Raw genomic sequence first — 26,774 nt, 5'->3', positions numbered from 1 at the left:
AAACCTCACAGAGTCTGTTGCCACAGGGCACGGAACTTCGGCACCCAGTCCTTGAGCGCGCGGGCAGTTTCCAGCGGCGCCAGCATCGCCTGCCGCGCACGTTGCTCCGCCTCGGCAGGAAGTCCAGGCGGCAGCGGCGCGCCGGGCATGTTGCCCAGCGCGAATGTTTCACTGGCCAGCAAGGCCTGGGCGTCGGGGCTCATCAGCCAGGTCAGTAGCAGCTTCGCTGCGTGGGGATGGGCCGGCTGGCGCACCAGCCCCTGGCCGAAGGGCACCAGCAGGGTGAAGTCCGGTGGATAGGCCATCGCCACCGGCACGCCGAGGCGCTGTTGGCGCATGAGCGGTGGCAGGTAGGCCCAGGGATTGAGCGCACGGCGGCCCTGGGCGAGGCTGATCACCCCCGCCTCCTGCGCACCACCGGCACCGCCCTGGATGCGCAATTGGCGCAGTTGCTGCTGGTCGATGCGTTGCTGACCAAGCAGTTGCAGCAGCGCCACGTCGGTGGTGCCGGCACCGCCGCCAGGGGCGCCGTATTCGAAGGCATTGCGCCAGTCGCCAGCGAGCAGTTGGCCAAGGTCCCGGGGCAAGGTGGCATCGCTGGTGCGCCGGGTGTTGTAGCCCAGCCCGTAAACCTTGTTGAAGACGAAGTAGACCTGTTCGCGGTATTGCCAACGCGGATCCAGGGCCTGGGCGGTGACGGGGCGCCAGGTCGACAGATAACCACGGTCGGCAATGTCCAGCACCACGTTGACCGGCTGGCTGACCAGGTCGCCGTAATGCGCCCCGGTGACGCCTTCGATGTCCAGGCGGTCGGTCACCCCGGTGGGTGACAGATGCATGTAGGTCACCCGGATGCCGGGAAAGACCTGGGCGAAACGCGACCAGAGCGGTTGCCACTCGTAGTCCATCGCCGCCTGGTACACCACCACCTGGTCCTCGCCGTGCTGCAGCGCCTCGCGGTACAGTGCCTCCATGGCCTGTCGCTGCCCCTCGCTACCGCTCAGTGCGCGACTGCGCGCAGTGACCACCTCGTCGGTGAAGGCTGCCTGCCGGGTACCGAGCGCGAACACACCGGCCAATGCGGCCCCCAGCAGCACCAGGCGAAGGCCATAGGGAATGCGCCTCATGCCAGCGCCTCCTGGGGCCGGCGCATCGCTGGTAACGGCTCACTCGCCGCCTCGCGCGGGATGGCCAGTGCGGCTCCGGGTTGCAGCGCCACCCGCACCGCCTGGCCGACAAGAGCATCGCGACCGAGCAGCGGGCTCCCCCAGGCATCCAGTCCAAGGGTCACCGCCAGTGACAGGCCAAGGGCCTCGACCTGGCCGGTATAGCGGTCGCCAGCATAGGTCGCCTCGCTGACCACCCCGTGCAACGTCAGCGCCTGTGCCGGAACGCCATGGCCGGTAGGCAAGGCCTGCAACTGCGCGGCACGCAGCGCGATCCATACGGGAGCTCCCGGCGGCAACCGGCTGGGGTTGCGGACAACCAGGCGCAAGCCGCCCTGCTCCAGGCTGACCTGGGCCTGGTCGCCGTCCAGCGCATCGATCCGCCCTGGAAGGATGTTCTCGATGCCGACGAAATCGGCGACGAAACGAGTACGTGGCGCCAGGAATATTTCCCCTGGCGTACCCACCTGCTCCAGCCGGCCAGCATTCATCACCGCGACGCGGTCGGCCAGGGCGAGAGCCTCGGCATGATCGTGGGTGACATAGACCGCGGTGTAGCCCAGTTCGTCATGGATCCGCCGCAGGTCCTGGCGCAGACGGATGCGCAGTTGTGCGTCCATGTTCGACAACGGTTCGTCGAACAGCATCAGCCCCGGCCGCGCCACCAGCGCGCGGGCCAGTGCCACGCGTTGCTGCTGGCCGCCGGAGAGCTCCGCCGGATAGCGTTCGGCATGCCCATCGAGACCGACCAGTTGCAGTACTTCGAGGATGCGCCTCTGTTCCTCCTCGCCGAGCCGGCCACGGGTCTTCAGGGGGTAGGCCACGTTCTGACGCACCGTCATGTGCGGCCACAGCGCATAGTTCTGGAACACCATGCCGATGTGCCGCTGTTCGGGCACCACGAACAACCCGCTCCCGGCGTCGGCCACCACCCGTTCACCGAGCCGCACCTGGCCGCCATCGGGCTCTTCCAGGCCAGCGATACAGCGTAGGGTGGTGGTCTTGCCGCAGCCGCTGGGGCCAAGCAGCACGAAGAACTCGCCGGCTTCGATCTGCAGGTCCAGTTGGCGAATGGCGTTGACGCGGCCGTCGAAGGCCTTGCGCAGGTCATTGAGGATCACTCGGCTCATGGGCGTAGGCCTCCAGACGTACCGGCGGCCAAGGCCAGGGCCCGTTGCCGGGTACGTTGATGATTGAGGTGGCGGGCGCGGCGGAACAGCCAAAGGGTGGCCTGGCTGGCGCCCCACAGCAGCAGCGAGACGCCCATCAGCACCATCAGCAGCGCCGCCGCCATGCTGTAGTCGCCCGCGCTCTGCAGGTTGTAGGTGATCACCGCCAGGGTATTGACTCCCGGCGACTTGAGCAGCAGAGGCACTTCGAGGTTGCCCGAGACCATCAGCGCGGTCATGAACCAGCCGGCGATGAAGCTCGGTGCAGCCAGCGCCAGGATGACTTCGACGAAGGTCTGCGTCGGCCCCGCCCCGCTCATCCGCGCAGCTTCCGATAGAGACGGGGCGATCTGCGCGGTGGCCGACAGGGCGATCTGGCTGGCGAACGGCATGGCGGTGACAATCAGCGCCAGCGCCACCAGCCAGATCGAGCCGTACAGTTGAGCAAACGCCGGGATGCTCAACCACGCCCAGGAAATCGCCACGGTGGTCACCGCGCCAGGCATCGCCAGCGGAATCAGCGTAGCGAAGCGCAACGCCGCCTGGCTGCGGCGCCCCAACCTGCGCGACAGCACAGCAACAGCGAAACCCAGAGTCATCACCACGCCGCCGACTATCACACCCAGTACCAGGGTCACTCGGATTGCCTCCAGGACCCTCGGTTGCTGTAGCACGGTGGCGTAACGATCGAAGGAAAAACCGCTGTAGACGCCTGGGTACGGCTGCAGCGAGGAAAACAGCAAGGCGCCCAACGGCATCACGAACGACACCAACAGAAACAGCGATACCAGTATCGACACCAACGGCCGCCCCCTGCCGAGCGACAACAGCCGCGGCCGTGAGAACTTTCCGCTGATCGACACGTAGCCCTTGCGCCCCAGCAGGTGAAGCTGCCCCAGGTAGATCAGCGCTACGCAGGCGACGAACAGGCTCGACAGGACGCTGGCCTGGGCGTAGTCCGCAGGCCCCGCGCCACCGCCGAGCAGGTTCAGCAGCAAGGTGGCGATCACCACGATATTGTCCGGCCCGCCGAGGATCAGTATCGGTTCGAACACCTGCAGCCCGGCGATCAAGCCCAGCAGCGCGACGCTGGTGAGCGCGGGAGCCAGGCTCGGCAGGTTTATGCGTACAAAGGTGTGCAGCGGGCCGGCGCCGGACAGGTACGAAGCTTCGTCATGGGAACTGTCCAGGGCACGGAAGGCACCGGCGATGAACAGGTAGGTCAGCGCCACCTTCTTCAGGATCAGTACCGTGTAGATCCCCCACCAGCCCTGGATGTTGAGCCAGGGGGTATCGATTCCCAGCGCGTGACGCAAGGCATCGTTGACCAGGCCGGTCCAGGGGTTGGCCAGTTGGGTGAAGGCGACGGCGTAGAAGATGCCCGGGGTGACGAACACCAGCAGCATGCTGGGCATGATCAACCGGCGTACCCGCAGGTCGGTGCGCTCGCTGACGAAGGCCAGGCCCACGGCCAGCAGCAGTGCCGCCAGGGTGCTGACCAGCGCCAGTTTGACCGAGGCCCACACCGCGGCAAGCATGCCCGGGTTGTACAAGGCCACCCGCCACGCGGCCAGGGTCCACTCGCCGGGCAGGAACGGCGCCTGGCTGCGGAACGCCCCGGCCACCAGCATCACCAGCGGCCAGACGAACAGCACCAGGATCATCCCTCCCAACGGCAGGCTCCAAGCCACCCGGGTGAGGCTACGCCGGCGAGCGGCGACAAGGGTTCGCATGCGTGTCGCTCCCGGCTCAGAACTGGTAGTTCAGGCCAACGTAGTAGAAGCCGCCCGAAGCCCCGGCCGGAGGGATGAACCCGTAGCGGTTGATGCCGTTGACCTGGTTGTAGGACTTGTACTTCTCCGGGTAGGTATCGAACAGGTTGTTGGCCCCGGCGTTGAGCCCGAGGGCCTTGGTCAGTTGGTAGCGCACATCGAGGTCGACCACCCACTGCGGACTGAAGGTCTGGTCCTGGCTGGCCAGCGTCGGGTGGTTGTAGGTGTACTCGCCGAAGCGCGTAGCCTGTACGTTGACGCCCCATTTGCCGATGCTGTAATCGCCGGACAGGATCAGCTTGTTCTCCGGCGTGCCATTCTCCGGGTTGCGCAGCACGTCTCGAGTGAACAGCGAGGTACCGGTACGGGTGAGCACCGTCCCCTGTTTGATGTTGCTGACCTTGGTGTCGGTGACACTCAGCCCAGCGCCCAGGTCGAGCTTGCCGTAGCCAGCCAGGTCCAACCGGTGTTTGAGCTGCGAGTCGACGCCACGGGTCTTGGTGTCGTAGCCGTTCGTATAGAACGACGCGCCGGTAAAGTTGCTCAGACCAGCCGCGGCGAGGATGTCGCGCACTGCGGTGGAGCTGTTGTTGGCCGGGTCCTGCAGGGTCGAGGTGGAAAGGATGTTGCCGTCGATGTCGATGCGATAAGCATCCACTGTCAGCGAAGTCCGATCGGTCGGCGTCCAGACGAATCCCAGAGACAGGCTCTTGGCCTTCACCGGATCCAGGTCCTTGGCGCCGAATGCGGCTACCGCACTGTCGCCAGGGCGGAACAACCGGGTGCGCCCGGCCGCTGCCTGGCCGCCATCGAACGACCAGTTGCCGGTGTAGGTGGTGGTTTGGGTATCGAGTTGGGCCAGACTCGGCGCGCGATAGCCGGTGCTGAACGTGGAGCGCACGGCGAATTGCGGGGTAAAGGTATAGCGTGCCGACAGCTTGCCGTTGACCGTGTCGCCGAAGTCCGAATAGTTCTCGGCGCGCAGCGCGGCGCCCAGCTCCAGTTTCTCGGTCAGGTGCCCTTCCAGCCCGGCATAGAGGCCGTAGACATTGCGCGACAGGCTGCCCAAGTCCTCAGGATTGATACCCGCGATGTCGACTGCGCCGAAGCGTGCCGGCTGCCCGGCATTCAGCTGACCGGCCGGAATCAACCCACCGCCATAGTTCCACGACTGTTCGTCACCGATCTCGTCGGTGGCGAAGTCCTCGTGCCGGTAGGCGATGCCGCCGGACACCGTCCAGGGCGAGGGAGCCCAGCTCAGCGGTAGCTCGCGGTCCCAGTCCAGGGTCAGGCTGGAGGTCTTGCTTTGACTGGCGCCGCGGTAGAAATGCGTGGCGCTGTCCAGTCCATAGCTAGGGCTCAGGCTGTTGTCCAGGTAGCCCTTGACCTCGTTTCTGCCGTAGGACGCCGACAGGTCGAAGTTGCCGAGCAGGAGGTCGGTGTACTTGAGCCCGACCACCGAAGAAAAATCGTACCGCCGCTCACTGACTCGCGGCTGGAAACCGTTGGGGTAGATCGCCTTGATGTTGTCCTTGGAGCTGGAATAGTTCGGGTTGACGTCGTTGTAGTTGTCCGAATAGCCATAGTTGAGCGTGGTGTAGAGCCTGGCCTGGTCGTTGAGCCCGAGCTCGGCGTTGGCCAGCAGCGAGCCTTGCTCGCGACCACCCTGCCCCCAGCGCCCCGTACGCAGGTCGCCGGCCGGGCCGGCGTTGACGTACTGATGGTCGATGCCGCTGCGGTCCACCGGATTGTTGCTCAACCCATCGGCGCTCAGAGTCAGGAAGCCATCGCCCGGCAGGCTGGTACCCCACCAGCCACTGGCGTTGCGGGTTTCGCCGTCGCCCTTGTTGTACTGACCGTAGCGAGTTTGCAAAGCGCCGCCGCTGTCGCGCTCCTTGAGCACGATGTTCAACACCCCGGCGATGGCGTCGGAACCGTACTGCGCCGAGGCGCCATCACGCAGCACCTCCACCCGCTCGATGGCACTGATGGGGATGTTGTTCAGCTCGACCAGTTGGTCGGCCCCCCAAGGATCCACGCCGGACAGCCGGCCGGTCGGATTGCGCCGCTTTCCGTTGACCAGTACCAGGGTATATGCGGGACTCAAGCCACGCAGCGATGCCGAACGCACCGCGCTGGTGCCCTTGGACGCGTTCTGCCCCTGGGGAAAGTTGAAGGACGGCACCAGTTGGCTCAACGCCTGGTTCAGCGTCACTGCGCCAGAGTTCTGCAATTGCTCGGGGGTGATCAGTTCTACCGGCGCCAGACTCTGCAGCGCCGTGACATCCTGACGGCGGGTACCCAGAGTGACCACCGTATCCAGGACAGGGTCATTGGAGCCACTCACCCGCGAAGTCTGCACCGGCGGATTCCCCGCCGGCAGGACCTGGGTCGACGGGATGCCCTCGCTGCTGATCATCACGGCGCCACTGGCGGTATAGTCAGCGCGCAACCCCGTACCCTGCAGTGCCTGATCGATGGCCTGGTCGCGGCTGAGCGTACCGCGGATAGCCTTGCCGTTCAGGCCCTCGATGGCGGCCTGGTCGAAAGAGATCGGCGTATGGGTCTGCCGCGAAATGGCGATCAGGGTATCGGCCAGCGGGCCGGCCTCAATGGCGAAGGCATGCTGCAACTGATCGGCGACGGACAGCGGTGGCAGAATCACAGCCCCCAGGAGCACGGCGCAAGCCAGGGGAGCGAAGGGGAAACGACGGTTCGGTGTGGGCATGGGCTAGTCACTATGTGGGCAGGTCATTTCCCCCCTTGTGCAGTGACAGCCTCGAATTTTCACGCCCGATTAGATTGATGCAGCCTATGCATATAACCGCCTCACGCTTGTTCGATACTGATCCAGTAGGCGCTGAATCGGTGGACCCGGATCGGCAACTGGCGCTCGAGCATTTCCAGCGTCTGGTCGCTGTTGTCTAGTGGATACAGACCGCTCACCGGCAAGGCCGCCAGGTACGGATCGAGGCGGATGATGCCCGGCCGGTAGCTGCGCAGTGTGTCGACCACCTCGCCCAGCGGTTGCTTACGCGCCTCCAACCAGCCATCCAGCCAGGCGGTTTCGCTGCTGTTCATCGGCTGCTGTTCGAGGACCGCGTATCGGTCGAACAACACGCTCTGACCAGCGGATATCTGTATTTCCGCACCACCTTTGGGCCGCAACAGCAATGGCCCGTCGAGAGTGGTCAGGCGCGAAGCCTCGTCGCCCTGGCGCAGCACCAGCCGCCCCCCACTGGCACTGACAGTGCCCTGCTGGGTTTCCAACTGGAACGGCCGGACGCCACCTCGGTGGATTTCCAGTAACAATTCGCCCTGGTGCAATTGCAATTGCCGGTGCCCATCGACCAGGTCGGTGGAGACCCGGCTGCGAGCATTGAGTTGCAGTAGGCTGCCGTCCTCCAGTTGCCAGCGGCGTCGCTCGGCGGTGCCAGTGTGCAGGTTACCGGGCGCCAACCAGGGCCAGTCCGCCGCCCGGCCGAACAGTCCGAGGGAGATCGCCAGGCCACCGAATACCAGGCTGTTACGCAGGAACTGACGGCGCCCATTGGGTGCGTTGAGTGCCTGCAGTAATGGATCGGTCGCACGCCCCCTCCACTGCGAGAAAGGTGCAGCTCCCAAGTTGCGCTGGATACGGCCGAACGCGGCTGCATTGCGGCTGTCACTGGCATGCCAGGCCTCAAAGGCCTCGCGCTCTTGCGAGCTCATCTCGCCGGAGTGCAGGCGGACCATCCACAACACCGCAGCCTCGGCTGCGGCGTCGTCCAGTGGGCGTTTCACCGAGGAAGTCATGGCTCGCAGACCTGGTAGACGCAACGCAGCGCCTGCGCCATGTACTTGTGTATGGCGCCCAACGACAGGCCCAGCCGGTCGCTGATCTGGATATAGGTCAGTCCTTCGATCTGATTGAGCAGAAACACTGTCTTGCCCTGGTTGGGCAGTCCGTCAAACAACTGGTCAATGGCCACCAGGCTCTCGATCAGCATCAGATGCTCCTCCGGCCCGGGCTGCAGCGGCTCCGGTACGCCGCGCAACGCCTCCAGATAGGCCTGTTCCAGATCACGCCGCCGCCAACCTTCGTACATCACCCGCTGGGCGATCGTGGTCAGCAAAGCCCTCGGTTCGCGGAAGGCCGAGGGATCCGGCAAGGACAACACACGGGCGAAGGTTTCGGCGGCGATGTCTTCGGCGCTGTGCGGGCAGCCCAGCCTGGACCGCACCCTGGCGCAGAGCCACGCATAGTTGAGTTTGAACAGTTGGCCGATCTGCTCCCGATTTCCTATCCCTGAGACCGTCATGGTGATCACGCTTGTCGATAGCTGCGCGGCACCTTCGAAGGCTATGCAGCGTTCAATTCATATCGGCGTCCACTGGTCCGGTGCGCCCCGCCGTATGGCTAATAGGAGGGTATCGCGGCGAAAAACAAAACCTAAAGGAATTAAAAATGATATGTATAAAATAAAAAGAGATAAAAATACTACCGAGCATGAGAGCCAACAATCTCGGTCGAAAGTAGTCGGTAGCAAATGGCAGCTATCTGTGGGAGCTCAAAAAGAAGAAAAGCGGCAGAACGCCAGCACCCGAGTCATACAAATACGATTCGTCATCAGTTCCGATTCCCCCTAGCCACTAAGAGACCCCATCCGTACGCTAGCGTCATGTTCTGCTGATCTCGTCAGCGACATGCCAGGCAACCATGGTCCTCCCGGTTGCCGCGCAGCGACAGCTGCGTGACCAAGCCCGTTCGTATCGCATCCTTCACGCGAACAGCCACCACCCGGTGGTGGATGCCGACCTTCCTCAACCCGCCGCGGGGTTACGCCCCCCGCCCAGGGTCAGCGTGTCTCCGCCGTCTTGTCCTCAAGCATTGGAGACTCGCCATGAACGACACCTCTTCCGAGCAGAAGTCGTACTTCGATATTCATACCTCCGGCATCGGCTACCTTCAGCGTGTCCGCGAGGTTCCCGTCAAGGGCGGCCGTAAAGCCCAGCCATTCCTGGCCTGCACCATCGCCGCACTGGTCGGGCCTGCCAGGGATCCCATCCTGCGCTACTTCGATGTGCGCGTCTCCGGCGCCGAAGCCAAGAAACTGGTCCAACCCTACCTCGGTATCGAAGATCGTCAGCAACGACCGTTGATTCGCTTTCGCCTCGGCGATTTGTGGCTCGATCCGTTCCGTCGTCCCTCATCGGGGGAACCGGCAGCCAGCATGAAAGCCCGCTTGCTCAAGGCTGAACTGCTGGACCGCAGCGTGCTGCGAGATATCGAGCAGCATGAACTGCACACCAACGGCATCGGCTATTTGAATAATCCCAGGATGCTGTCGAACGACGGCGCCCCGCTCATGTCCTGCTCCCTCGCGGTATTGGCCGGCCCGACTGACAGTCCCGAGTATCGCTACATCGAGACCGTCGTCGCTGACGACAGCGCCCAGGAGTTGCTCCAGCGCTGCGTCCAGGCCGTTGAAGCCAAGCAGAAGGTGCTACTTGCTTTCAAGCTCAACGACATGCGAGCCGAGGCCTACAACCGCACCAAGGGCGAGCATGCCGGTGAAGTCGGCGCAAGCCTGAAGTCAAAGCTGATCCACGTGAGCCTGATCAAGATCGACGGGCAGCAAGTCTATCCCTCTCAATCCGACGCCCCTGAAACCGAAACGATCGACTCTGTCCCGACAGACAGTGAGGGCTCACAAACCGCCGCGCCCTCCCAGGCGCCTGAAGCCCCCGCACTAGCGGCTTCGTTCTAAGCCACAGGCCTTCCAAGCCTGCTTTCCTCCCCTGCCCCGTGCCCCGACACCTCGGTGTCGGTGGCATGCCCGGGCTACCTCCTGCGCTGCAATCGGCCCACGCCCTGGGCTCTCTTCATCCCTCGCAATCGCCCCCAAGGTTCTGCCTCGGCGGGCGACTGCGCATTACTCCAGGAGAACGATCATGCAACTCGCCTCTCATTTTGCGCCCCAGTCCCCGATCCTGCGCGCGAACCATCCGCTCTCGGATGACCAGATTCGCTCGGTGGCCCCTTCCATCTTTGCGGAAACACCTCACGAAAGTCGGTCCGAGCGCTACAGCTACATCCCGACCGCTACCATCCTCGCCGAACTTCGCCAGGAGGGCTTCGAACCCTTCATGGTGTGCCAGACCCGAGTGCGCCATGAGGATCGCCGCGAATTCACCAAGCACATGCTGCGTCTTCGCCATGCCAGCCAGATCAATGGTGACGAGGCCAACGAAATCATCCTGCTGAACTCGCACGACGGCACCAGCAGCTACCAGATGCTCGCCGGCCTGTTCAGGTTTGTTTGCCACAATGGCCTGGTCTACGGCGACACCGTGGCCGATGTTCGAGTGCCTCACAAAGGCAATGTCGCCCAGCAGGTGGTCGAAGGGGCGTACGAAGTCTTGCAAGGCTTCGAACAAGTCCAGGACTCTCGTGACGCCATGTGCGCCATTACCCTCGATGCGAATGAAGCAGCGTTGTTCGCCCATTCCGCCCTGGCGCTCAAGTACGACGATCCCAACAAGCCGCAGCCGATCACCGAGGACCAGGTGCTCGCACCAAGGCGCTTCGAAGATCGGCATGCCGACCTCTGGTCGATCTTCAATCGGGTCCAGGAAAACCTCGTCAAAGGCGGTCTTTCCGGTCGTGCAGCCAACGGCCGCCATCAACGAACCCGGCCGGTCCAGGGCATCGACCAGAACGTCCGCCTGAATCGCGCGCTTTGGCTGCTGGCCGAAGGCATGCGCCGGCTCAAGGCCTGAGCGTCAGCAACACCATTCGCACCGCAGTAGCGGCATCAACTCACCCGCCGGGGTACCGTCCCCTCGGGGAGGTCTCCGGCCATTTACTGGAGATCTCATCATGGGTTGGTTCTTCTCTCCCCAGTCCCGCTCCGAGTTGATCGCGGAACTGGTTGAACCGCAGGAAACCGAGCGCGCAAGCGCCAAGGTCATTGCTCACACACTGCGTGGCAACGTCCTGTGGTCCGTCGTCGAAGTGACCGCCAAGGTGGAAGGCGTGTCCCCGAATCTCGCTCCTGGGCAATCGCTCCGCTACATCCGCTGCGACCTGCTGCAGCGACATGGCAACGAGTGGGGCTACAAGCCCTTGGACGAGTCGATGCACCCTTACTACTACACATGCCCACTTCGCTACCTGGAGCTGGCACCCGAGCAGTCCAGGGAGTGGCGCGAGCGAGTCCGTGCCTATCACGCGCGGCGGCGTCAACCCAAAGCCTCGGAAACGGCTCCAGCGACCTGAGATGTCCACGGCATCTTTCCACCGCCCAGGAATCGGCAACATGGAGATTCCCCTTGTTCGCAGATAGCTCTTCGCAGAATGGTGATGCTCCCGGCTAGACCCAGCCGGGAGTCATCCCATGCCCATCACGCAATACATCTACCGTAGCGCTCTGCTGCTGGCCGCTCTGGTGTCGGGATGCTCCGCCTCTTCTCCACCATCGGTGCCGGCACCAGTGGCAACAACAGAGCAAGTACCACGGCAGATTCCGGTCGAGCGCTATGGCCGCTACAGCCTGGTCGAACTGGCACCAACGGCTGCACAACAGGACCTATTGCAGCAAGTGGTCGACCTCAGCATCCCCGACACACTGCATGCCAGTGTCGGTGACGGCCTACGGCATGCATTGCTCCGCTCCGGCTACCAGCTCTGCAACACGAGCGAAACCCACCTCTTGGACAGCCTGCCGTTGCCGGCACCGCACTATCACCTGGGCCCCCTCCCCCTACGCGAGGCGCTGCTGACTCTGGTCGGCCCTGCTTGGTCGATGCACGCCGACGACAGTACCCGCCACGTCTGCTTCACCCACGCGAATCACTCAGGAATACCTGCTGCCCCGGTAACTCCCAGCGCTCCATCGGCATCAGCCATGGAGACGCAACCATGATCCTGCCAAGGCCAGAACAGCGCCGTCCCCTCCGGCTGATGGACATGATCGCGGTCATCTGGCTGTTGTCGCTCACCACGGTCCTGGGGATCGAACACAGGACACAGGCTCGACTCGCTGCACAGCTCAATACGCGCGCTACGGCACAGCAGGTCGAGGCGTTGCATCAGCAAGTAGCCCACCTCAGCCAACTGATCGACGAGTATCAACCGCCGTCGGATGTTCTTTCCCTATCCCGTTACGAAGCAGACAGCCAGGCCTTCGGACAGCGGCTGAGAATCCTTGAGAAATCACTCGACGGTCACTCCGCAGCAGAAAGCCTGCTGCCATTGCAGGCCCGCCTTGAACAGTTGGAGGGACAGCTGGCCGCACAACGCGCCACGCCTCCAGTCGTAGTCCAGCACCACCGGCCAGCTCCGGCCAAACCACGGAAGTCCAAAGCGCCGTTCCAGATAGTTGGCCTCGAGCAACGAGCAGGCGAGCAGTTCCTTCTTCTGCTCCCGATCAACACGCCAAACGACAGTCTCACTCGACTACAACTGCTGCATCCCGGAGAGGGAGAAGCAGGCTGGCGGCTGGAGGGCATCGAAGGCAGCACCGCCCTCTTTCGACATGGCGACGACACCCGACGCCTGCCGATCCCAACCGAGCCCACCCAATGAACCGCTGGGCCGGCGCTTCCCGGGTGATTGCCGGCCTGCTGGTCTGTGGACTGGTGCTGGGTATGGATAGCCGGACGTCCCCCACCCAAGACAGCCGTGAACGACCAACACTGACCGAGACCAGCGGCGAGCAACAGGCTCGTGACTGGGGACTGAACACGGACGAGTGGGCACGTTTCCAGGCCCTGATGCATGGTCCCCTGGGTGTCTATTCCCCTCACCTGGATCCGCTTTCTGCTCTCGGCATCGAAGCACGCTCCGACGAAGAGCGGCGCCACTATGCCGAACTTCAGGTCCAGGCCGAAGCTCGCCGGGTCGAGAAGCTGCTCGCCTACCAGCACGCCTATGACGACGCCTGGCAACAGCTATACCCGGCCGCGTCACGGGTGACGCCACTCGACGTCAGTACTATGTCTATTGCCTCGTCCACCAATGAGCGAGCCGCCGTGTTCGTCAAGGACGAGTGCCCGGCCTGCGATCAGGTCGTGCGCCAGTTGCAGTCTGCAGGCATGGAGTTCGACATCTACCTCGTCGGTAGCCATGCCGACGACGCTCAGATCCGCTCCTGGGCGCAGCGCGTAGGCGTCGATCCGAGCAAAGTGCGCGCCCGCCACATCACCCTCAACCACGATGCCGGTCGCTGGTTGCTACTCGGTCAGCCCGGTGAACTACCGGCCGTACTGCACCAGGTGAATGGACAATGGCAGCGGCAATAGAACGTTCGCCATGGACGACCTGCGTGCTGCTGGCCTGCCTTTTGACTGCCGACGCCCAAGCCCAGGAGACACCACCGCCGGCTTACCAGATCGCCGCACAACAGGCCGGCATCCCCTCCGTCGTGCTGTATGCCATTGCCCTGCAGGAGAGCGGTACCTGGCTCAACGAACGTCTGGTGCCCTGGCCGTGGACGCTGAATATTGCTGGCAGGGCCTATCGCTATGCACATCAGGCCGCAGCCTGCTCCGGGCTCCAGCAGGCCTTGCAACACACCTCGCCAACTCGCATCGATGCCGGCCTGGGCCAGATCAACCTGGGTCACCAGCAACAGCGCTACAAGCATCCCTGCGAGCTTCTGGATCCGTACCGCAACCTCGCCATCGCCGCCGAAATCCTGCGCGAGCAGCACACCCCGAGGCAGGACTGGCTGATCACGATCGGACGCTACCACCGCCCCGCCGGAGGAGCACCCGCCGCCCATTATCGGCAGAGCGTCGGCCTGCACCTGGCCCGGGTACTTGGTGATGCCCAGATCGCCTCGGCCTTCCATGGAGGTCGGCCGTGAAGTTCTTGCTCGCTACGACCCTCCTTGCCCTCGCCACTACCTCAAACGGCGATCACACAACCAAGCCTCTGATCGTCGTCGAAGACCGCGGCGGCACCTCTGCACTCCCCTACTACGAGGCCCTGGATCTCCAATCACGCCCGGAAGAACCAGCGCTGGAAATCGAAGCGCCTCCCGTACCCACTGACTCTTTCAACGAAGCCGACATGCTGCCTGTGCAGTCGACGTTGCTGACACCAGGTCCAGTAGAACGGCGAGTGATCCAGGCGCCAGGGCTACCGCCCCTTTTCATCATCGGCAACGACGAGCTCTCCCGCACCTGGCTTCGCCGGCATGCCGGCCGCCTGAAGGCACTCGGCGCCGTGGGGCTGGTAGTCAATGTCCAGAACCCCGCCGATCTGGCAGCGCTGCGAGCCCTGGCCCCAGAGCTCCACCTGGCCCCGACGCCCGGCGACGACCTGGCACAACGCCTGGAGCTGCGCCACTACCCGGCCTTGATCACCTCGACCGGGATCGAGCAGTGACCTATTCGCCATGGCGCAGGCCTATGCGATCGAGGTGCTACTGCGGCCAGCCGTAGAGCTGTATTCCGTCGCGGTTTGCGCAGGTGCCGCCGCGTTGTGTCTGGCGGCCCCCTGGTCATTGGCGCTGAACCCGTCGCTGGGCCTGGGTAGCGCGCTGGCTTTCTTGGTGTTCGGCAGCATCCGCCTATGCGAAGCGCTGGTGATTCTCCGTTATCGTCGCAATCTCCGTCGCCTACCACGCTACGTCATGACCAGCCGCGAAGTGCCGGTCAGTCAGCAACGTCTGTTCATCGGTAGGGGCTTTCGCTGGGAGCAACGCCACACCCACCGGCTGATGCAAACCTACCGACCGGAGTTTCGCCGCTACGTCGAACCCTCCGCGACGTACAACCTGGCCCGTCACCTGGAGGAGCGCCTGGAGTTCGCGCCCTTCCCAGTGTCCTGTCTAGCCAGGCTCACAGGCTGGGACAGCCCCTTCAACCCCGTGCGACCGCTGCCTCCAGTCGGCGGCCTGCCACGGCTACACGGTATCGAACCTCACGAATCCGACGTCAGCCTGCCGCTGGCCGAACGTGTCGGGCAGACCCTGGTGCTGGGCTCGACGCGCGTCGGCAAGACCAGGCTCGCCGAATTGCTCATCACCCAGGACATCCGCCGGCGCAATACCGACGGCGAGTTCGAACCGGTGATCGTCTTCGATCCCAAAGGCGATGGGGACTTACTCAAACGGATGTACGTGGAGGCCAAACGCGCTGGCCGCGAAGGTGAGTTCTACATGTTCCACCTCGGCTGGCCGAACCTCTCGGCGCGCTATAACGCGGTGGGCCGGTTCGGGCGCATCAGCGAAGTCGCCACGCGTATCGCGGGACAGCTTTCGGGTGAAGGCAACTCGGCCGCATTCCGGGAGTTTGCCTGGCGTTTCGTCAACATCATCGCCCGCGCGCTGGTCGAATTGGGGCAACGACCCGACTACCTGCTGATCCAGCGGCACGTGGTCAACATCGATGCCCTGTTCATCGAGTACGCCGCTCACTATTTCGCCCGCACCGAGCCCAAGGCCTGGGAGATCATCGTCCAGATCGAGGGCCGGCTGAACGACAAGAACACCCCGCGCAACATGATCGGTCGGGAGAAGCGCGTGGTCGCGCTTGAGCAGTACCTGTCGCAAGTCCGGGTATATGACCCCGTGCTCGACGGCCTGCGCAGCGCGGTCAGATACGACCGCACCTACTTCGACAAGATTGTTGCAAGCCTCCTACCACTCCTCGAGAAGCTGACCACCGGCAAGATCGCCCAACTGCTTGCGCCAGACTATGCCGACCTCGCGGACCCAAGGCCGATCTTCGACTGGATGCAGATCGTACGCCAACGTGCGGTGGTCTATGTCGGCCTCGATGCGCTCTCTGACGCGGAGGTTGCCGCGGCCGTCGGCAACTCGATGTTCGCCGACCTGGTGTCGGTAGCTGGGCACATCTACAAATTCGGCATCGACGATGGCTTACCAAGCGGAGGTAGCAGCAGTACGTTGCCGATCAACGTCCACGCGGATGAGTTCAACGAACTGATGGGTGATGAGTTCATTCCGCTGATCAACAAAGGGGGCGGTGCCGGGCTGCGGGTCACGGCCTACACCCAGACACTCTCGGACATCGAGGCGCGCATTGGCAACCGTGCCAAAGCAGGCCAAACGATCGGCAACTTCAATAACCTGATCATGCTGCGGGTACGGGAAACCGCCACCGCTGAATTGCTGACCAAGCAGTTGCCCAAGGTCGAGGTGCATACCACTACCCTGGTCAGCGGAGCTACCGACAGCTCCGACATCCATGGTTCGACAGCCTTCACTTCCACCGCTCAGGACCGTGTCACCACTTCGAGCGTGCCCCTGATCGAGCCGGCGCATCTGGTCAGCTTGCCGAAGGGCCAAGCGTTCGCCCTTCTGCAAGGCGGTCAGTTGTGGAAGATTCGCATGCCGCTACCGGCCCCCGATCCGGACGAGACCATTCCGGCGAACCTACAGGAACTCGCAGGCTACATGCGACAGCACTATGCCGAAGCGGGCGAATGGTGGAATGGCCAGGAGCTGCCAGGCCTTCAAGAGGGCCAACTGCCTGATGACCTGCTCGAAGGCGTTTCTCCCTCAGCCAGTGCCGGCAAGGGCAACGACGAGGCCCGGCCATGAGGGACCCGGCCGCTACCGCGCAACGCCAACAGGTCAGACAGCAGAGCCTGGTCGTCAATACCATCACCCTGCCGCTACGCATGCTCGGCGTACTGATGGGGTCGCTGCTGCTGTCCATCGTCATCGAATGCGTGGGTATGTACTGCTTCTGGCCTGACCAAGGCTGGCACCACGCCCAGGGCATGCTGGACTACGAGTTGGCGCAGTTGTCCAGCCAGTTCACCCGCAGCCTGCTCGTCCAGGAACCAGGACACACGGCACAGCAGGTCATCAATGGCACCTATGAGTGGATCTTCGTGAAAACCGGTCTGCTCGAATGGATAGAAAACGCCTCGGCACACGCTCGCGCTCCAAGCCAGAGCAACACATGGGACATCCGCTATTACCTGAGTCAGGTCTATCGCTGGACGGAAGGCTACCTGATCGCCGCGGCATTCACCGTGCTCACCTTCCTGGTGCGATTACTGGTGCTGATCCTGACGCTACCGCTGTTCGTCATGGCAGCCTTCGTCGGTTTCGTGGATGGGTTGGTACGACGCGACATCCGCAAGTTCGGCGCTGGTCATGAGTCCGGCTTCGTCTACCACCGTGCCAAGGCTGCACTTATGCCCATTGCGGTGATGCCCTGGATCCTCTACCTCACCCTCCCCATCAGTGTTCACCCACTGCTGATACTGCTGCCGAGTGCAGCGCTGCTTGGCGCGGTGGTCTGTATTACCGCGAGCAGTTTCAAGAAATATTTGTGAGTGCATCACCTATACATTTACATCCCTATCCCTTAGCAAAACCGAAAAACACTTTCCTATAAATCGCAAAAGAATTTTCGAAGCTCTTAAACTCTCAGAACATTGACTCAGATCAATTTTTAACCATTGAAATCTCCTTGTCACAGTCTATGTTTCCCGACGCAACATCTCAAAACACAGCGGGAAAACCCAAGGAGATCCGCATGAAACTGACCATGATATGCGAGGGCGGCTACATATCTAATAACAATTTCAATAGCGTGCTTTCTGGAGTCGGAAGCAACACGCTATTAGTACTATCAAATGCACAAGCAAACCCCGTCGGCGGACTTACCCCAATTATCAGCGCTGCCGGAAGCAGACACCTCTCCCTCCAAATTGACGGAACAAAAGCATCTGAATCACAGGCAATACAGATTATAAACTCAGCCTCAGGATCTAACACAAGCATAAACATATCTTCTATTACCAGCCAAACCACGCAAGCTGTCAAAAATATCACTCAAGCCGGAGCTAACAAAAAGCTTTCAATTGGCATTGACTGCGCAACGGCATCACAAAACGACGTGACGAACGCCATTAGTGCAGCGACCAGCAGAGGTCTGTCTTTTTCAGTCGACTCATTAAATGCACTAACTACTGCCGGTGTCACTGCCGTATTTCAAGCAGCCCAAGGAAAGACCTTTACTGCATCACTAGATGGAAAAAACACTTCTGGAAATAAGCTCAAAGAAGTAATTAATGCTGCGAACGGTTCTGCTGCCTCATTGAGCGTAGTCAATGGATCCTACATACCGATGTCAGACCTACTGTCCGCCATCACACTGGCGGGCAATCGAAGCCTCAGTCTAGAGTTCAATGCAACGCTTATCACCGCCCAGAATCTCAAAAGCCTTGCTGCTGCTGCCACTAACTCAACAAGTCTAATTATAGACATAGCGCAGGGCATAACTGCCCCAAACCTAGTTGACATAATCAACACCTCAGGAACCAAAAAGCTCTCCATAAACTTCAGTGCAGAGCAAGCAACAAATATACAAATGCAGGACGCAGTGGGCGCAGGAACCTCCGGAACCTACATATCGATTTCTGCTGCCCAAATACCTCAGCTAAGCGTAATGCTTGGGATGATTTCCTCATCCGGGCACACAAACCTCTCCCCAAACTACAATGGAGCCCAATTAGTAGTTACGCCTACTGACGGAAATTGGGTAGTACGAGCGCTACAAGCCGCGCAGCCTACAACTCAAATAGTAGTGAGCTCCGTAGGGCTAACCAATTTCACTCTAAGCCTTATACTTGACATACTTAGCGCTGCTGGTTAAAAGTACACATTCAGGCTTCCAAATCTCAAGGGTCCGCCCCATGAAACATTCAAAGATCTCTTTCGCAATTGGCATCTTCCTTCTTTCCAGCAATTTCGCTGACGCTTCATCAATGAGATGCAGTCGTGGAATTGCTAGCGAAGGAGATACGAGGCAGGAGGTAATAGATAAATGTGGCGAGCCCATCAATAAAGAGATTTGGGAGCCTGGGGTTCGAAACCAAAATACGAAAACCCCTAAAAAAGGCGCTGCTCATGTTGAATTCTGGACTTACGGACCTGATGGAGGTGTATACAGGAAGCTACGCTTCATTGATGACCGGCTAGTGCAAGTTGAAATAATTTGGAAATAGCCACTCTCATTTCAATTTCTCTATTGAGCACATTAACAGAAGACACCATTACAGAAGGATAGAATTCCGAGCAGCACCTTCATGACACCAAACAGCTTCACCTCTGCACCGAGACAGGTTGAAATTACCGCTCCGAACCCAGCCGCATGTTTCGTTAGTACAATTTCGCCGACACTCCGCCAAAATAGATGCTTTAGAGCTCCACAACCTTCTAAGCATCAAATTAATTACATACCACTCTCTCGCCCCCCAAAAAACCATCTACGAAACGCTCCTGAAACCTCAAATCCCCCCCTAAAATCCGAATTACATCGCAATCCCTCCACACTTTTATTCGCCCCATTGCCATCCGAACTCCCCCTATATCTTTCTGATACCTCAGGAAATAATGATCATCCAGCAATCCGGTGACACACAGAATCCGATTGCTTGAGGCGAAACGACAAGTATCTGGAGAGCATCACACCATTCCTCCACCATCGTGGATAGGCCAATGTCGATGCAATCCTACGTTCCAGTCAGCAAACAGAGTTCTTTCGACAGGCTACTGGTACTCCTGCTCAGCCTCAGCAGTCTGGGAATTTCTGCGCAAGCCGGCGCGGTCGATGCCATGCCAGAGCAAGAGCGCCTCACTGCCGCTTTGCGCCAACTCGACAGCATTGAACGACTCGTCGCACCACAGGCTGAGCAGTCGCTCAACGAGCGGGCTCGCTACTACTTCGACTATGCCCGCCTGAACGCCGATCTGGAGCGCATCCGCGCCGGCATTCACGGTTATCTGTCCCCCTCCCGCGCTCAGCCGCGCGATGCCAGCCAGCTCTTCGGTGATTACCGCCAGGCCACCGTTGTACCCGCGGACACAGGGGGCACTCCATGAACGCCGCCCAAGCCAGTGCATTCCAGGCCAACAGCGGCCTCACGCCGTCAGGTGTCTCAACAGTACTCCTGTGCACCGTCTTCGCCACGCTGCTGCTGTGGAGCGCCTGGGCGCTCCGAGGTGCCTACAGCGGCTGGGCCGAAGCCCAATTGTCCCAACGTCAGCTTACAGGCGTCATGGTGCGCATCATCGCCCTGTATCTGGTGCTGACCTTCTTCCTGCTGTCGTAGAGGTCGTCGCCATGAGGTCCTTTCTTCGTGTGCGTCTCAGCCATGTTGGTCGCTGGTCAGGGCTGTCCGTAGTTGCCGCCTTGTCATCCTTCGCCCAGGCCGACCTGCCTACTCTGGAAAACCCATCTCGGGGCGCCGGCTCCGGCATCCTCGAGACGCTGCGCAACTACGGCTATGACATCGTGATGCTCATCGCGCTGCTGGTGGTCGCCTCGATGTTCGTGGGTGTGTGCTACCACGCCTACGCCCGCTACGCGGAGATCCACACCGGCCGCGCCACCTGGGGTCAGTTCGGACTGACGGTGGCGGTCGGCGCGATGCTGCTGGTGGTCGGCATCTGGTTGCTGACCGAAGCCACCGGCGTGCTGTGACCCTCCCACCATGAGCGACGATATCCGCGCGGACGGCACAGTGGCCTTCCTACCCCATCGGCTCAACCGCCACCCGGTCGTGGTGCGCGGTCTCACCGCTAACGAACTGTGGGTGTGCGCCGGCTCCTCAGGCGCAATCGGCCTGCTCTGCGGGATTCCACTGGCTATCGCCTGCTCGACCCTCGCAGTGGTGCCCTCTGCGATGCTGCTGGCCATCACGGGTGGGATCTTCGCCGGTGGTGGAGCGCTCCGCCGCATCAAACGCGGCCGTCCTGAGACCTGGCTGTATCGGCAGTTACAATGGTGGACCGCGACGCACCTGCCCCATGCTGCAGCCTTCGTCGGCGGACATACACTGGTGACCCGCTCCGGCCATTGGACGACGCGCAGGAGCCGCGCGCCATGAGCCGGTTCAAGAACGAGGTCCTGCATCTGCAGGCACATATTCGTACCCTGCGTACCGGCGCCAGTGTGCTCACCGCGCTGGCCCTGGTCATGGGTATCGGCTGGTGGAGTGCGCCACGCAACCTGACGATTCATGTACCACCGGACCTGCGCTCGGGCAGTACCCGCCCCTGGTGGGAAGTACCACCGGAAAGCGTGTACGCCTTCGCCTTCTATGTCTGGCAACAACTGCAGCGCTGGCCCACCAACGGCGATGACGACTACCCCCGCAACCTGTATGCCCTGTCGAGCTACTTCACCCCTGCCTGCAAAGCCTTCCTGCAACAGGACTACGAGTATCGCCGCAACGCCGGCGAACTGCGCCGCCGTGTGCGGGGCATCTACGAGATTCCCGGTCGCGGCTATAGCGACAACCCGCCCCTGCGCGTGCGCACGATTTCCAACCAGGCATGGGTGGTCACCCTGGATGTCACCGCCGACGAGTACTACGCCTCGGAACAGGTCAAGCGCGCCCTGGTGCGCTACCCGCTGAAGGTCCTGCGGCTCGACGTCGATCCACAACGAAATCCGTTCGGCCTGGTCATCGACTGCTACGAAGGAGCCCCGCAGCGTATCGTCGCTCCGATCGACTCCGCACATACCGCGCCCCCGCCACCGGAAGACGTCCCATGAGTCGTATCCCGCTAACTATCGCCGTGCTCGCGCTGGCCGCCTTCAACTCCGTCAATGCCACCGAGATTCTGCGCTGGGAACGCCTGCCCCTGGCCGTCCCACTGGTGGTCGGCCAGGAACGCATCGTCTTCATCGACCGTAACGTCCGCGTCGGTGTCCCCGTCTCGCTGGGCAACCGCCTGCGCGTACAGAGCGCTGCCGGCGCCGTCTACCTGTTGGCAAACGAACCGATCAAGCCCATACGCCTGCAACTCCAGGACGCCGATACCGGTGCAGTCATCCTGCTCGACATTGCGGCTGAGCCCGCACAGGACAAGCAGCAGCCACTGGAACCGGTACGCATCGTCGAAGAGCCAACCGCCAACCCCCGGTACGGCGTCGCCTCGGCGGCCAAGGAGCCTACCGAAACCGGTGACTCACCAACGCCTCTACCCAAGCACGAAACACCACTCCCAGTGGTGCTGACTCGCTATGCCGCTCAGAACCTCTATGCGCCGCTGCGCACCGTCGAGCTCCTGCCCGGCATTACTCGCGCCAACCTGCCAGCAGGGATGCCACTGGATACCCTTCTGCCAACCTTGCCGGTGCAAGCCCAGGGGTTAGCCGCCTGGCGCCTGGACAATCTCTGGGTCACCGCCGTGCAGCTGCGCAATACCAGCCCACGTTGGTTCGACCTGGACCCGCGGTCGCTCCAGGGGGATTTTCTGGCAGCAACTTTCCAACACCCCACCCTGGGCCCCGTCGGCACGCCTGAGGACACCACCGTCGTCTACCTCGTGACCCGCGGACACGGCCTGGAGCGAGCGTTGCTGCCGAGTCTCTCGCCCATCGATGCCTCGCTCAACCAACCAGCGGCGCAAGACGGAGGCCACGATGCGCAGTAATGGCCTGCTCAAGTGGCTGATGATCCCGATGCTCCTGCTACTGGTATTCGTCGGCGTCAAGCTCTTCTCCGGCCGCGGTGCTACCCCCCCCTCATCGGACGCCAGCAGCCGCCTCACACCAGAGGAAGCCAAGGCACTTGGCATCGAGGGCGACACGCCGCGCGACACGGTGGCCACCCTGGTTGCGCAGGTTCGCCAACTGCGCACCGAACTGCAGACCGCGCTGGCCGACAACAAGACTCAACGCGAAGAGAATACGCGCCTGCGCCAACGGGAGAGCAGTATCGATCGGCGCATCCAGAGCGCCCTCGAGAGCGGACGCAACCAACTGCGCGAGGACCGGGACCAGGTTGCGAACGAACGCCAGCGAACTCAGGGCCTACTGCAGGAGCTACAACAACGCCTCGACGGCATCGGCGGTGGCAAAAGTAAGCCCGCGGACCTACCGGTCGGGCTGGGCTTGGAGCCCGGGGATGGCGAGGAGACCCTGCGTTGGGTAGAGCCAGATGACACCCATGACGACAAGCATCGTACTGGGAAGAACACCCTGGGCTCCGCCTTCCCCACCAGTTTCGGCCCGGCGCAGAAGACACTCGAGACGGTAGCCGGCACCGCGCTCGACGCGGGGCGTCAGGCCGCTGGCGTACCGGCAACGCAGGCGATCTACACCCTCCCCACCAATGCCACGCTGATCGGTTCGATCGCCATGACGGCGCTGATCGGCCGAGTCCCGGTGGACGGCACGGTCAACGACCCCTACCCCTTCAAAATCTTGATCGGTCCGGACAACCTCACCGCCAACGGCATCGATCTTCCCGACGTCGCCGGCGCCGTGATCAGTGGCACCGCCTCCGGGGATTGGACGCTCTCTTGCGTCCGCGGCCAGGTGCGCTCGGTCACCTTCGTGTTCCAGGACGGCACCATCCGCACCCTTCCGGAAGACCACGGGCGCAATACCACCTCGCAACGCGCCGGGAACAACAGCTCCACACAGAACGGATTGGGCTGGATCAGCGATCCCTACGGCATTCCCTGCGTCAGCGGCGAGCGGCGCAGCAACGCCCAGCAGTACCTCGGCAGCCAGGCCCTGATCACTGCTGCGGGAGCCGGCGTCGCCTCCCTGCTCGACACCAGCAGCGGGCAGCTCTCCTACGTGAATAGCAACGGCGCCATCGGCACCGTCGGCATCGGTGCCAACGAGGCCATGGGCCGCATCCTCGCGGGTGGCGTGCAGGACATGTCGCAGTGGGTCAACAAATTGTATGGACAGGCCTTTGCCGCCGTGTACGTCAAGCCCGGCGCCAAGGTCGCCGTACACCTCGAGGAGCCCCTGACTATCGACTACGCACCGGCCGGCCGCCGGGTCGACCATCGCCTTGGAGGAACGCCCCATGCGCAGGACCTGGATTGACGGACCAGCGCTGCTGGCCATCACGCTCATCCTTGCAGGCTGTACGACCAGCAAGGAAGAACTGCTGCCACACGACAACGCCACCATGCTCGATGTCTGGAATGCCGGTACAGGCGGCAGCGCCGGCGGCGGCCAGGCAGCCCGGCAGTTGCTCGATGCGCACCAGTCGCTGCGCCGCCCTCTGCAGACGCCCGACCGGCAGGCGGCAATGGCGGAACAGGCCCGCTATACCCGCACCGCGGCCAATGAAATCTATCGGCAGTTCCACCGCCTGCCCAATCCCGACCTGGTGATGTACGTGTACCCGCATCTTGCCGGCAGCGATCCCGTCCCGGTGCCTGGCTACACCTCCGTGTTCCCTCTGTACCAGCGAGTGCAATACGCCATGCCCGGTGAGCGGATCGAGGACTACTGAAACACCTGGTCTCTTCAGTAGAGCTGTATTCGACCAAAAGCCAGCGAGAGGAAGCCATTCAAGCTGGTCATTCACTCGCTGCCTCAACCAGAATATTGCGAAATCGCCGTTCCTCAGACCTTCATGCACGGACAACCCAATGCTCTATATCGTAATGCTGGGAGGCAAACATCCGCGGGCCAGGATCGAAATTCACGATGTGGTCTTCGCCGTTGCCGATAGCCTGGAAGACACCTACCCACAACTGCGTAACGCCTGGTTCGGCAGCCAGGACGGACTGCACATTGACTGCTGGATGGCAGTGGACGGTATCGGCGACTGCAAGGTCGAGTTGAGCACCCAGGCGCCGGCCGACGACGACCTGCGACTGTACTTCATCAACCTTGGCGGCTATGAAGATGGTGTGTTCGGCGAGGCGCACCGATACCTGTTGGTGATCGCCCGAAACAAGGCCGAAGCCAAGGCCAAAGGCAAGCAACGCCTGCTGCAGGACTGGTACAAGCCGCATACCGATGCCCTACTGGATGTGGACGATTGCCTGCCCGTGGATCGGGTAGAGGGCCGATACGTGCACTTGGTACCAGGCGGCTCGCACAGTGGCGTGCTACAGCGTAGCGACTACATCCTGATCAATCCCTGACACGGAGGCACCATGCTCGAAGCTCCCTCCATCTTGCTGCCCTCCTACAGCTCCTGCAGGACAAAGGTACATAGCACCTGCCGAGCGGATCTAGCGGCGTCCAGGAGGGCGATCAACCTGCCAGAGTCCACCTAACACTCGTCAAGCCGATGCCGTTCGTGGCACAGCCTGATTCAGGTATTAGGTTGCAAAAGGAATAACTATGCCAATCGGTAAGTGTGCACTTTGCCTAGTTGTTGCCGAGCTTAGGCGATCACATGCCATCCCAGATTCTGTCTTTAAAAGAGTCTCCAAGGAAAACAATGGCCAGTCCATTAGGCTCAATGACGATGACACATCTCCAATCGACTACTCAAGCGATAGCTGGTGGGAATACCAGCTCTGCGGTGACTGCGAGCAGCACCTGAATCTGAACTATGAACAATACTCTCTTTCCGTGATCAGGGCTGGGAAAGGCAAGATCTTTAAACATAAACTTGGTGTGACCTTTAGCGAGATAGACACATTAAAAATACAACTATTCTTTCTATCCATTTTTTGGCGCGCAGCCAACTCAAGAAATGAGGCGTATCAAAAGGTCTTCATCCCTGAGCCCTGGAACAACGACCTTCGAATTCATCTCCTGAACAAAAAACGTATCCCTTTACGTTTTATGACCGTAAAAATCTCTCGCCTAATAGACAGAAGCGTAAAAGACGGCTTTAGTTTAAAAGACCTAAAGAGCATTATCATCTCCCCACTTTTCAGGAAATTACCGAATCACAAGATTTCTTTCTGCTTCCTGTTCGAGGGATTCTTCATAGAAATATTCATGCCTGGCCACACATTAAAACAACGAGCAACCAAAGGAGTAATAAACCCATTAGGCAAGACAATCACCGCCCCCTTTTTAGATATTTTTGATATACCCGAGGTCGTTGATCTACTTACTTCTGGATATAAAAAGAATCTAGAGGGAAAAGTCAAATTTGCAAACTAACTAGTGGTCCAACTCGCTCGCCTCTCGAGCTGGAGTACGAATGATACAGAGCTACTTACTCAGAACCAGGCCCTACTCATGCCCAACGAAATTTCCCTGATAGTTTCAATTTTCGCAGCCGTTATTTCGGGACTCAGCCTCGCAATCTCCTTCCATAATGTTCGCCGCGACCGTGCACAAGTGTACGCACGGTCAGAGATTTTCTACGATAGCACTCGTAGCTTAGAACCAGAGCCCAGCATGAGAGTGCGCATCATTAATGCGGGACGCCGACCAATCACAATAACTCAATTTATTGTTATAAGCGATCAAGGCAACTGGTTTATTCCTCTTCGAACACTCGGAGGTAGCGAATTACAAGAAGCCATTACCGAGGGCCGACCATTAATCGAGAGGTTTGTTTCACAAAATACTTCTACCCGGTTGTCTGAAGGTGAAATTTTCGAGATGATTATCCATCATGACGATGACCGTATACTTTATGATTTCTTTGAGGATGATCAGAGAGAGGCTCAGGACCTTCAGATTGAAGATGTCTTAGGGCGGAAATATAAAGTCAAAAATGCAAAGAAGAGCTTCTCAAAGCTGAAAGCATACAAACCGCCGGCGAATACCTAACAGGCAACTGCCTGGCAGTTCATCCGGGATTATGCGGGCAGAAAAATGACAGGGGAAAGGCCCCCCTTTGAAGCTCGACCGCCTTTTCTCTGAGGCGCCACTGTCCTAGCAGCATAAACAGGAGAGTGGAAAAGCGGTTTATTGCACGCGGTAAATGCCCGCCTCCTCAATAGTGGCAGCCCAAT

At 61.0% G+C, this 26,774-nt stretch carries 28 protein-coding genes and 1 pseudogene; 23 read left to right on the top strand and 6 right to left on the bottom strand.

The window, feature by feature from the left end; all coding sequences use genetic code 11:
- Positions 1-5: 5 nt before the first annotated feature.
- The 6 genes from M8R19_RS26845 to M8R19_RS26820 form a co-directional block, all read right to left on the bottom strand.
- Positions 6-1,127 (bottom strand): ABC transporter substrate-binding protein, encoded by a 1,122-nt coding sequence (locus M8R19_RS26845; protein WP_249919381.1) that lies wholly within the window; start codon positions 1,125-1,127, stop codon positions 6-8.
- On the bottom strand, positions 1,124-2,296 hold the full coding sequence (locus M8R19_RS26840; RefSeq protein WP_249919380.1) for an ABC transporter ATP-binding protein: 1,173 nt from the start codon (positions 2,294-2,296) through the stop codon (positions 1,124-1,126). The genes M8R19_RS26845 and M8R19_RS26840 overlap by 4 nt, the downstream gene beginning before the upstream one ends.
- The gene (locus tag M8R19_RS26835) at positions 2,293-4,068 is read right to left on the bottom strand and encodes an ABC transporter permease (protein WP_249919379.1); all 1,776 of its coding nucleotides are present in this window, start codon (positions 4,066-4,068) and stop codon (positions 2,293-2,295) included. Before M8R19_RS26835 ends, M8R19_RS26840 begins: the two co-directional genes overlap by 4 nt.
- 16 nt (positions 4,069-4,084) lie before the next feature.
- Positions 4,085-6,835: a TonB-dependent receptor gene (locus M8R19_RS26830; protein WP_249919378.1), complete on the bottom strand. Its 2,751-nt coding sequence runs from the start codon at positions 6,833-6,835 to the stop codon at positions 4,085-4,087.
- Between the two features lie 101 nt (positions 6,836-6,936).
- Positions 6,937-7,902 (bottom strand): FecR family protein, encoded by a 966-nt coding sequence (locus M8R19_RS26825; protein ID WP_249919377.1) that lies wholly within the window; start codon positions 7,900-7,902, stop codon positions 6,937-6,939.
- A complete protein-coding gene (locus M8R19_RS26820) occupies positions 7,899-8,408 on the bottom strand; it encodes a sigma-70 family RNA polymerase sigma factor (RefSeq protein ID WP_069865601.1) in 510 nt (169 codons plus the stop codon). The genes M8R19_RS26825 and M8R19_RS26820 overlap by 4 nt, the downstream gene beginning before the upstream one ends.
- Positions 8,409-8,990: 582 nt before the next feature.
- Here M8R19_RS26820 and M8R19_RS26815 point away from each other — a divergent pair.
- From M8R19_RS26815 to M8R19_RS26710, 23 genes and pseudogenes are all read left to right on the top strand, one after another.
- Positions 8,991-9,857 carry a DUF3577 domain-containing protein gene (locus M8R19_RS26815; RefSeq protein WP_249919376.1) on the top strand — a complete coding sequence of 289 codons (867 nt, stop codon included), beginning with the start codon at positions 8,991-8,993 and terminating at the stop codon, positions 9,855-9,857.
- A gap of 184 nt (positions 9,858-10,041) precedes the next feature.
- Entirely contained in the window at positions 10,042-10,869 is an 828-nt protein-coding gene (locus tag M8R19_RS26810; protein WP_249919375.1) for a DUF932 domain-containing protein, read from the top strand.
- Positions 10,870-10,969: 100 nt separating this feature from the next.
- Entirely contained in the window at positions 10,970-11,368 is a 399-nt protein-coding gene (locus tag M8R19_RS26805) for a hypothetical protein (protein ID WP_249919374.1), read from the top strand.
- Positions 11,369-11,486: 118 nt separating this feature from the next.
- On the top strand, positions 11,487-12,014 hold the full coding sequence (gene pilL2 / locus M8R19_RS26800; RefSeq protein WP_249919373.1) for a PFGI-1 class ICE element type IV pilus protein PilL2: 528 nt from the start codon (positions 11,487-11,489) through the stop codon (positions 12,012-12,014).
- Positions 12,011-12,676 carry an FAM114 family protein gene (locus M8R19_RS26795; RefSeq protein ID WP_249919372.1) on the top strand — a complete coding sequence of 222 codons (666 nt, stop codon included), beginning with the start codon at positions 12,011-12,013 and terminating at the stop codon, positions 12,674-12,676. The genes pilL2 and M8R19_RS26795 overlap by 4 nt, the downstream gene beginning before the upstream one ends.
- Positions 12,673-13,392, top strand: coding sequence for a TIGR03759 family integrating conjugative element protein (locus M8R19_RS26790; RefSeq protein WP_249919371.1), 720 nt, complete (start codon positions 12,673-12,675; stop codon positions 13,390-13,392). The genes M8R19_RS26795 and M8R19_RS26790 overlap by 4 nt, the downstream gene beginning before the upstream one ends.
- Positions 13,377-13,958 carry a lysozyme family protein gene (locus tag M8R19_RS26785; RefSeq protein ID WP_249919370.1) on the top strand — a complete coding sequence of 194 codons (582 nt, stop codon included), beginning with the start codon at positions 13,377-13,379 and terminating at the stop codon, positions 13,956-13,958. The genes M8R19_RS26790 and M8R19_RS26785 overlap by 16 nt, the downstream gene beginning before the upstream one ends.
- Positions 13,955-14,482: an integrating conjugative element protein gene (locus M8R19_RS26780; protein WP_474065098.1), complete on the top strand. Its 528-nt coding sequence runs from the start codon at positions 13,955-13,957 to the stop codon at positions 14,480-14,482. Before M8R19_RS26785 ends, M8R19_RS26780 begins: the two co-directional genes overlap by 4 nt.
- Positions 14,483-14,492: 10 nt before the next feature.
- The gene (traD, locus tag M8R19_RS26775; RefSeq protein ID WP_249919369.1) at positions 14,493-16,664 is read left to right on the top strand and encodes a type IV conjugative transfer system coupling protein TraD; all 2,172 of its coding nucleotides are present in this window, start codon (positions 14,493-14,495) and stop codon (positions 16,662-16,664) included.
- Positions 16,661-17,410, top strand: a complete 750-nt coding sequence (locus M8R19_RS26770; protein WP_249919368.1) for a TIGR03747 family integrating conjugative element membrane protein — start codon at positions 16,661-16,663, stop codon at positions 17,408-17,410. The genes traD and M8R19_RS26770 overlap by 4 nt, the downstream gene beginning before the upstream one ends.
- A 203-nt stretch (positions 17,411-17,613) precedes the next feature.
- A complete protein-coding gene (locus M8R19_RS26765; protein ID WP_249919367.1) occupies positions 17,614-18,735 on the top strand; it encodes a hypothetical protein in 1,122 nt (373 codons plus the stop codon).
- A gap of 40 nt (positions 18,736-18,775) precedes the next feature.
- Positions 18,776-19,087 (top strand): DUF2845 domain-containing protein, encoded by a 312-nt coding sequence (locus tag M8R19_RS33545; protein WP_423357465.1) that lies wholly within the window; start codon positions 18,776-18,778, stop codon positions 19,085-19,087.
- A 493-nt stretch (positions 19,088-19,580) separates the two neighbouring features.
- Complete coding sequence (locus tag M8R19_RS26760) at positions 19,581-19,964, top strand: integrative conjugative element protein, RAQPRD family (protein WP_419792496.1); 384 nt, start codon at positions 19,581-19,583, stop codon at positions 19,962-19,964.
- Entirely contained in the window at positions 19,961-20,194 is a 234-nt protein-coding gene (locus M8R19_RS26755) for a TIGR03758 family integrating conjugative element protein (RefSeq protein ID WP_061561447.1), read from the top strand. The genes M8R19_RS26760 and M8R19_RS26755 overlap by 4 nt, the downstream gene beginning before the upstream one ends.
- 83 nt (positions 20,195-20,277) lie before the next feature.
- Positions 20,278-20,565, top strand: a pseudogene (locus M8R19_RS26750) (TIGR03745 family integrating conjugative element membrane protein); the annotation flags it as partial.
- Positions 20,566-20,575: 10 nt separating this feature from the next.
- Positions 20,576-20,971: a TIGR03750 family conjugal transfer protein gene (locus M8R19_RS26745; protein WP_061561446.1), complete on the top strand. Its 396-nt coding sequence runs from the start codon at positions 20,576-20,578 to the stop codon at positions 20,969-20,971.
- Positions 20,968-21,642 carry a PFL_4703 family integrating conjugative element protein gene (locus M8R19_RS26740; RefSeq protein ID WP_249919365.1) on the top strand — a complete coding sequence of 225 codons (675 nt, stop codon included), beginning with the start codon at positions 20,968-20,970 and terminating at the stop codon, positions 21,640-21,642. The genes M8R19_RS26745 and M8R19_RS26740 overlap by 4 nt, the downstream gene beginning before the upstream one ends.
- Entirely contained in the window at positions 21,639-22,526 is an 888-nt protein-coding gene (locus M8R19_RS26735) for a TIGR03749 family integrating conjugative element protein (RefSeq protein ID WP_249919364.1), read from the top strand. Before M8R19_RS26740 ends, M8R19_RS26735 begins: the two co-directional genes overlap by 4 nt.
- Positions 22,516-23,937, top strand: a complete 1,422-nt coding sequence (locus tag M8R19_RS26730; protein ID WP_249919363.1) for a TIGR03752 family integrating conjugative element protein — start codon at positions 22,516-22,518, stop codon at positions 23,935-23,937. The genes M8R19_RS26735 and M8R19_RS26730 overlap by 11 nt, the downstream gene beginning before the upstream one ends.
- Positions 23,918-24,352 carry a TIGR03751 family conjugal transfer lipoprotein gene (locus tag M8R19_RS26725; protein ID WP_249919362.1) on the top strand — a complete coding sequence of 145 codons (435 nt, stop codon included), beginning with the start codon at positions 23,918-23,920 and terminating at the stop codon, positions 24,350-24,352. The genes M8R19_RS26730 and M8R19_RS26725 overlap by 20 nt, the downstream gene beginning before the upstream one ends.
- A gap of 139 nt (positions 24,353-24,491) precedes the next feature.
- The gene (locus tag M8R19_RS26720) at positions 24,492-24,992 is read left to right on the top strand and encodes a DUF1543 domain-containing protein (protein ID WP_249919361.1); all 501 of its coding nucleotides are present in this window, start codon (positions 24,492-24,494) and stop codon (positions 24,990-24,992) included.
- Positions 24,993-25,194: 202 nt separating this feature from the next.
- The gene (locus tag M8R19_RS26715) at positions 25,195-25,971 is read left to right on the top strand and encodes a hypothetical protein (protein WP_249919360.1); all 777 of its coding nucleotides are present in this window, start codon (positions 25,195-25,197) and stop codon (positions 25,969-25,971) included.
- Between the two features lie 78 nt (positions 25,972-26,049).
- Complete coding sequence (locus tag M8R19_RS26710) at positions 26,050-26,589, top strand: hypothetical protein (protein WP_249919359.1); 540 nt, start codon at positions 26,050-26,052, stop codon at positions 26,587-26,589.
- Positions 26,590-26,774: the final 185 nt, after the last annotated feature.

Origin of the sequence: Pseudomonas sp. R3.Fl (assembly GCF_023516765.1) — a bacterium.
Classification (GTDB): Bacteria; Pseudomonadota; Gammaproteobacteria; order Pseudomonadales; family Pseudomonadaceae; genus Pseudomonas; species Pseudomonas citronellolis.
Note: the sequence above shows the minus strand (reverse complement) of the source record. Positions and strands in the feature narration are given on the sequence as shown.

What these genes read in the sequence shown, in the direction of transcription:
- traD (WP_249919369.1), top strand. Translation starts at nt 14,493, where the DNA reads ATGGCGCAGGCCTATGCGATCGAGGTGCTACTGCGGCCAGCCGTAGAG.
- M8R19_RS26720 (WP_249919361.1), top strand. Translation starts at nt 24,492, where the DNA reads ATGCTCTATATCGTAATGCTGGGAGGCAAACATCCGCGGGCCAGGATC.
- M8R19_RS26835 (WP_249919379.1), bottom strand. Translation starts at nt 4,068, where the DNA reads ATGCGAACCCTTGTCGCCGCTCGCCGGCGTAGCCTCACCCGGGTGGCT.
- M8R19_RS26825 (WP_249919377.1), bottom strand. Translation starts at nt 7,902, where the DNA reads ATGACTTCCTCGGTGAAACGCCCACTGGACGACGCCGCAGCCGAGGCT.
- M8R19_RS26740 (WP_249919365.1), top strand. Translation starts at nt 20,968, where the DNA reads ATGAGCCGGTTCAAGAACGAGGTCCTGCATCTGCAGGCACATATTCGT.
- M8R19_RS26830 (WP_249919378.1), bottom strand. Translation starts at nt 6,835, where the DNA reads ATGCCCACACCGAACCGTCGTTTCCCCTTCGCTCCCCTGGCTTGCGCC.
- M8R19_RS26785 (WP_249919370.1), top strand. Translation starts at nt 13,377, where the DNA reads ATGGCAGCGGCAATAGAACGTTCGCCATGGACGACCTGCGTGCTGCTG.
- M8R19_RS26710 (WP_249919359.1), top strand. Translation starts at nt 26,050, where the DNA reads ATGCCCAACGAAATTTCCCTGATAGTTTCAATTTTCGCAGCCGTTATT.
- M8R19_RS26765 (WP_249919367.1), top strand. Translation starts at nt 17,614, where the DNA reads ATGAAACTGACCATGATATGCGAGGGCGGCTACATATCTAATAACAAT.
- M8R19_RS26730 (WP_249919363.1), top strand. Translation starts at nt 22,516, where the DNA reads ATGCGCAGTAATGGCCTGCTCAAGTGGCTGATGATCCCGATGCTCCTG.
- M8R19_RS26770 (WP_249919368.1), top strand. Translation starts at nt 16,661, where the DNA reads ATGAGGGACCCGGCCGCTACCGCGCAACGCCAACAGGTCAGACAGCAG.
- M8R19_RS26805 (WP_249919374.1), top strand. Translation starts at nt 10,970, where the DNA reads ATGGGTTGGTTCTTCTCTCCCCAGTCCCGCTCCGAGTTGATCGCGGAA.
- M8R19_RS26820 (WP_069865601.1), bottom strand. Translation starts at nt 8,408, where the DNA reads ATGACGGTCTCAGGGATAGGAAATCGGGAGCAGATCGGCCAACTGTTC.
- M8R19_RS26845 (WP_249919381.1), bottom strand. Translation starts at nt 1,127, where the DNA reads ATGAGGCGCATTCCCTATGGCCTTCGCCTGGTGCTGCTGGGGGCCGCA.
- M8R19_RS33545 (WP_423357465.1), top strand. Translation starts at nt 18,776, where the DNA reads ATGAAACATTCAAAGATCTCTTTCGCAATTGGCATCTTCCTTCTTTCC.
- M8R19_RS26840 (WP_249919380.1), bottom strand. Translation starts at nt 2,296, where the DNA reads ATGAGCCGAGTGATCCTCAATGACCTGCGCAAGGCCTTCGACGGCCGC.
- M8R19_RS26725 (WP_249919362.1), top strand. Translation starts at nt 23,918, where the DNA reads ATGCGCAGGACCTGGATTGACGGACCAGCGCTGCTGGCCATCACGCTC.
- M8R19_RS26715 (WP_249919360.1), top strand. Translation starts at nt 25,195, where the DNA reads ATGCCAATCGGTAAGTGTGCACTTTGCCTAGTTGTTGCCGAGCTTAGG.
- M8R19_RS26755 (WP_061561447.1), top strand. Translation starts at nt 19,961, where the DNA reads ATGAACGCCGCCCAAGCCAGTGCATTCCAGGCCAACAGCGGCCTCACG.
- M8R19_RS26735 (WP_249919364.1), top strand. Translation starts at nt 21,639, where the DNA reads ATGAGTCGTATCCCGCTAACTATCGCCGTGCTCGCGCTGGCCGCCTTC.
- pilL2 (WP_249919373.1), top strand. Translation starts at nt 11,487, where the DNA reads ATGCCCATCACGCAATACATCTACCGTAGCGCTCTGCTGCTGGCCGCT.
- M8R19_RS26815 (WP_249919376.1), top strand. Translation starts at nt 8,991, where the DNA reads ATGAACGACACCTCTTCCGAGCAGAAGTCGTACTTCGATATTCATACC.
- M8R19_RS26795 (WP_249919372.1), top strand. Translation starts at nt 12,011, where the DNA reads ATGATCCTGCCAAGGCCAGAACAGCGCCGTCCCCTCCGGCTGATGGAC.
- M8R19_RS26790 (WP_249919371.1), top strand. Translation starts at nt 12,673, where the DNA reads ATGAACCGCTGGGCCGGCGCTTCCCGGGTGATTGCCGGCCTGCTGGTC.
- M8R19_RS26760 (WP_419792496.1), top strand. Translation starts at nt 19,581, where the DNA reads ATGTCGATGCAATCCTACGTTCCAGTCAGCAAACAGAGTTCTTTCGAC.
- M8R19_RS26810 (WP_249919375.1), top strand. Translation starts at nt 10,042, where the DNA reads ATGCAACTCGCCTCTCATTTTGCGCCCCAGTCCCCGATCCTGCGCGCG.
- M8R19_RS26745 (WP_061561446.1), top strand. Translation starts at nt 20,576, where the DNA reads ATGAGCGACGATATCCGCGCGGACGGCACAGTGGCCTTCCTACCCCAT.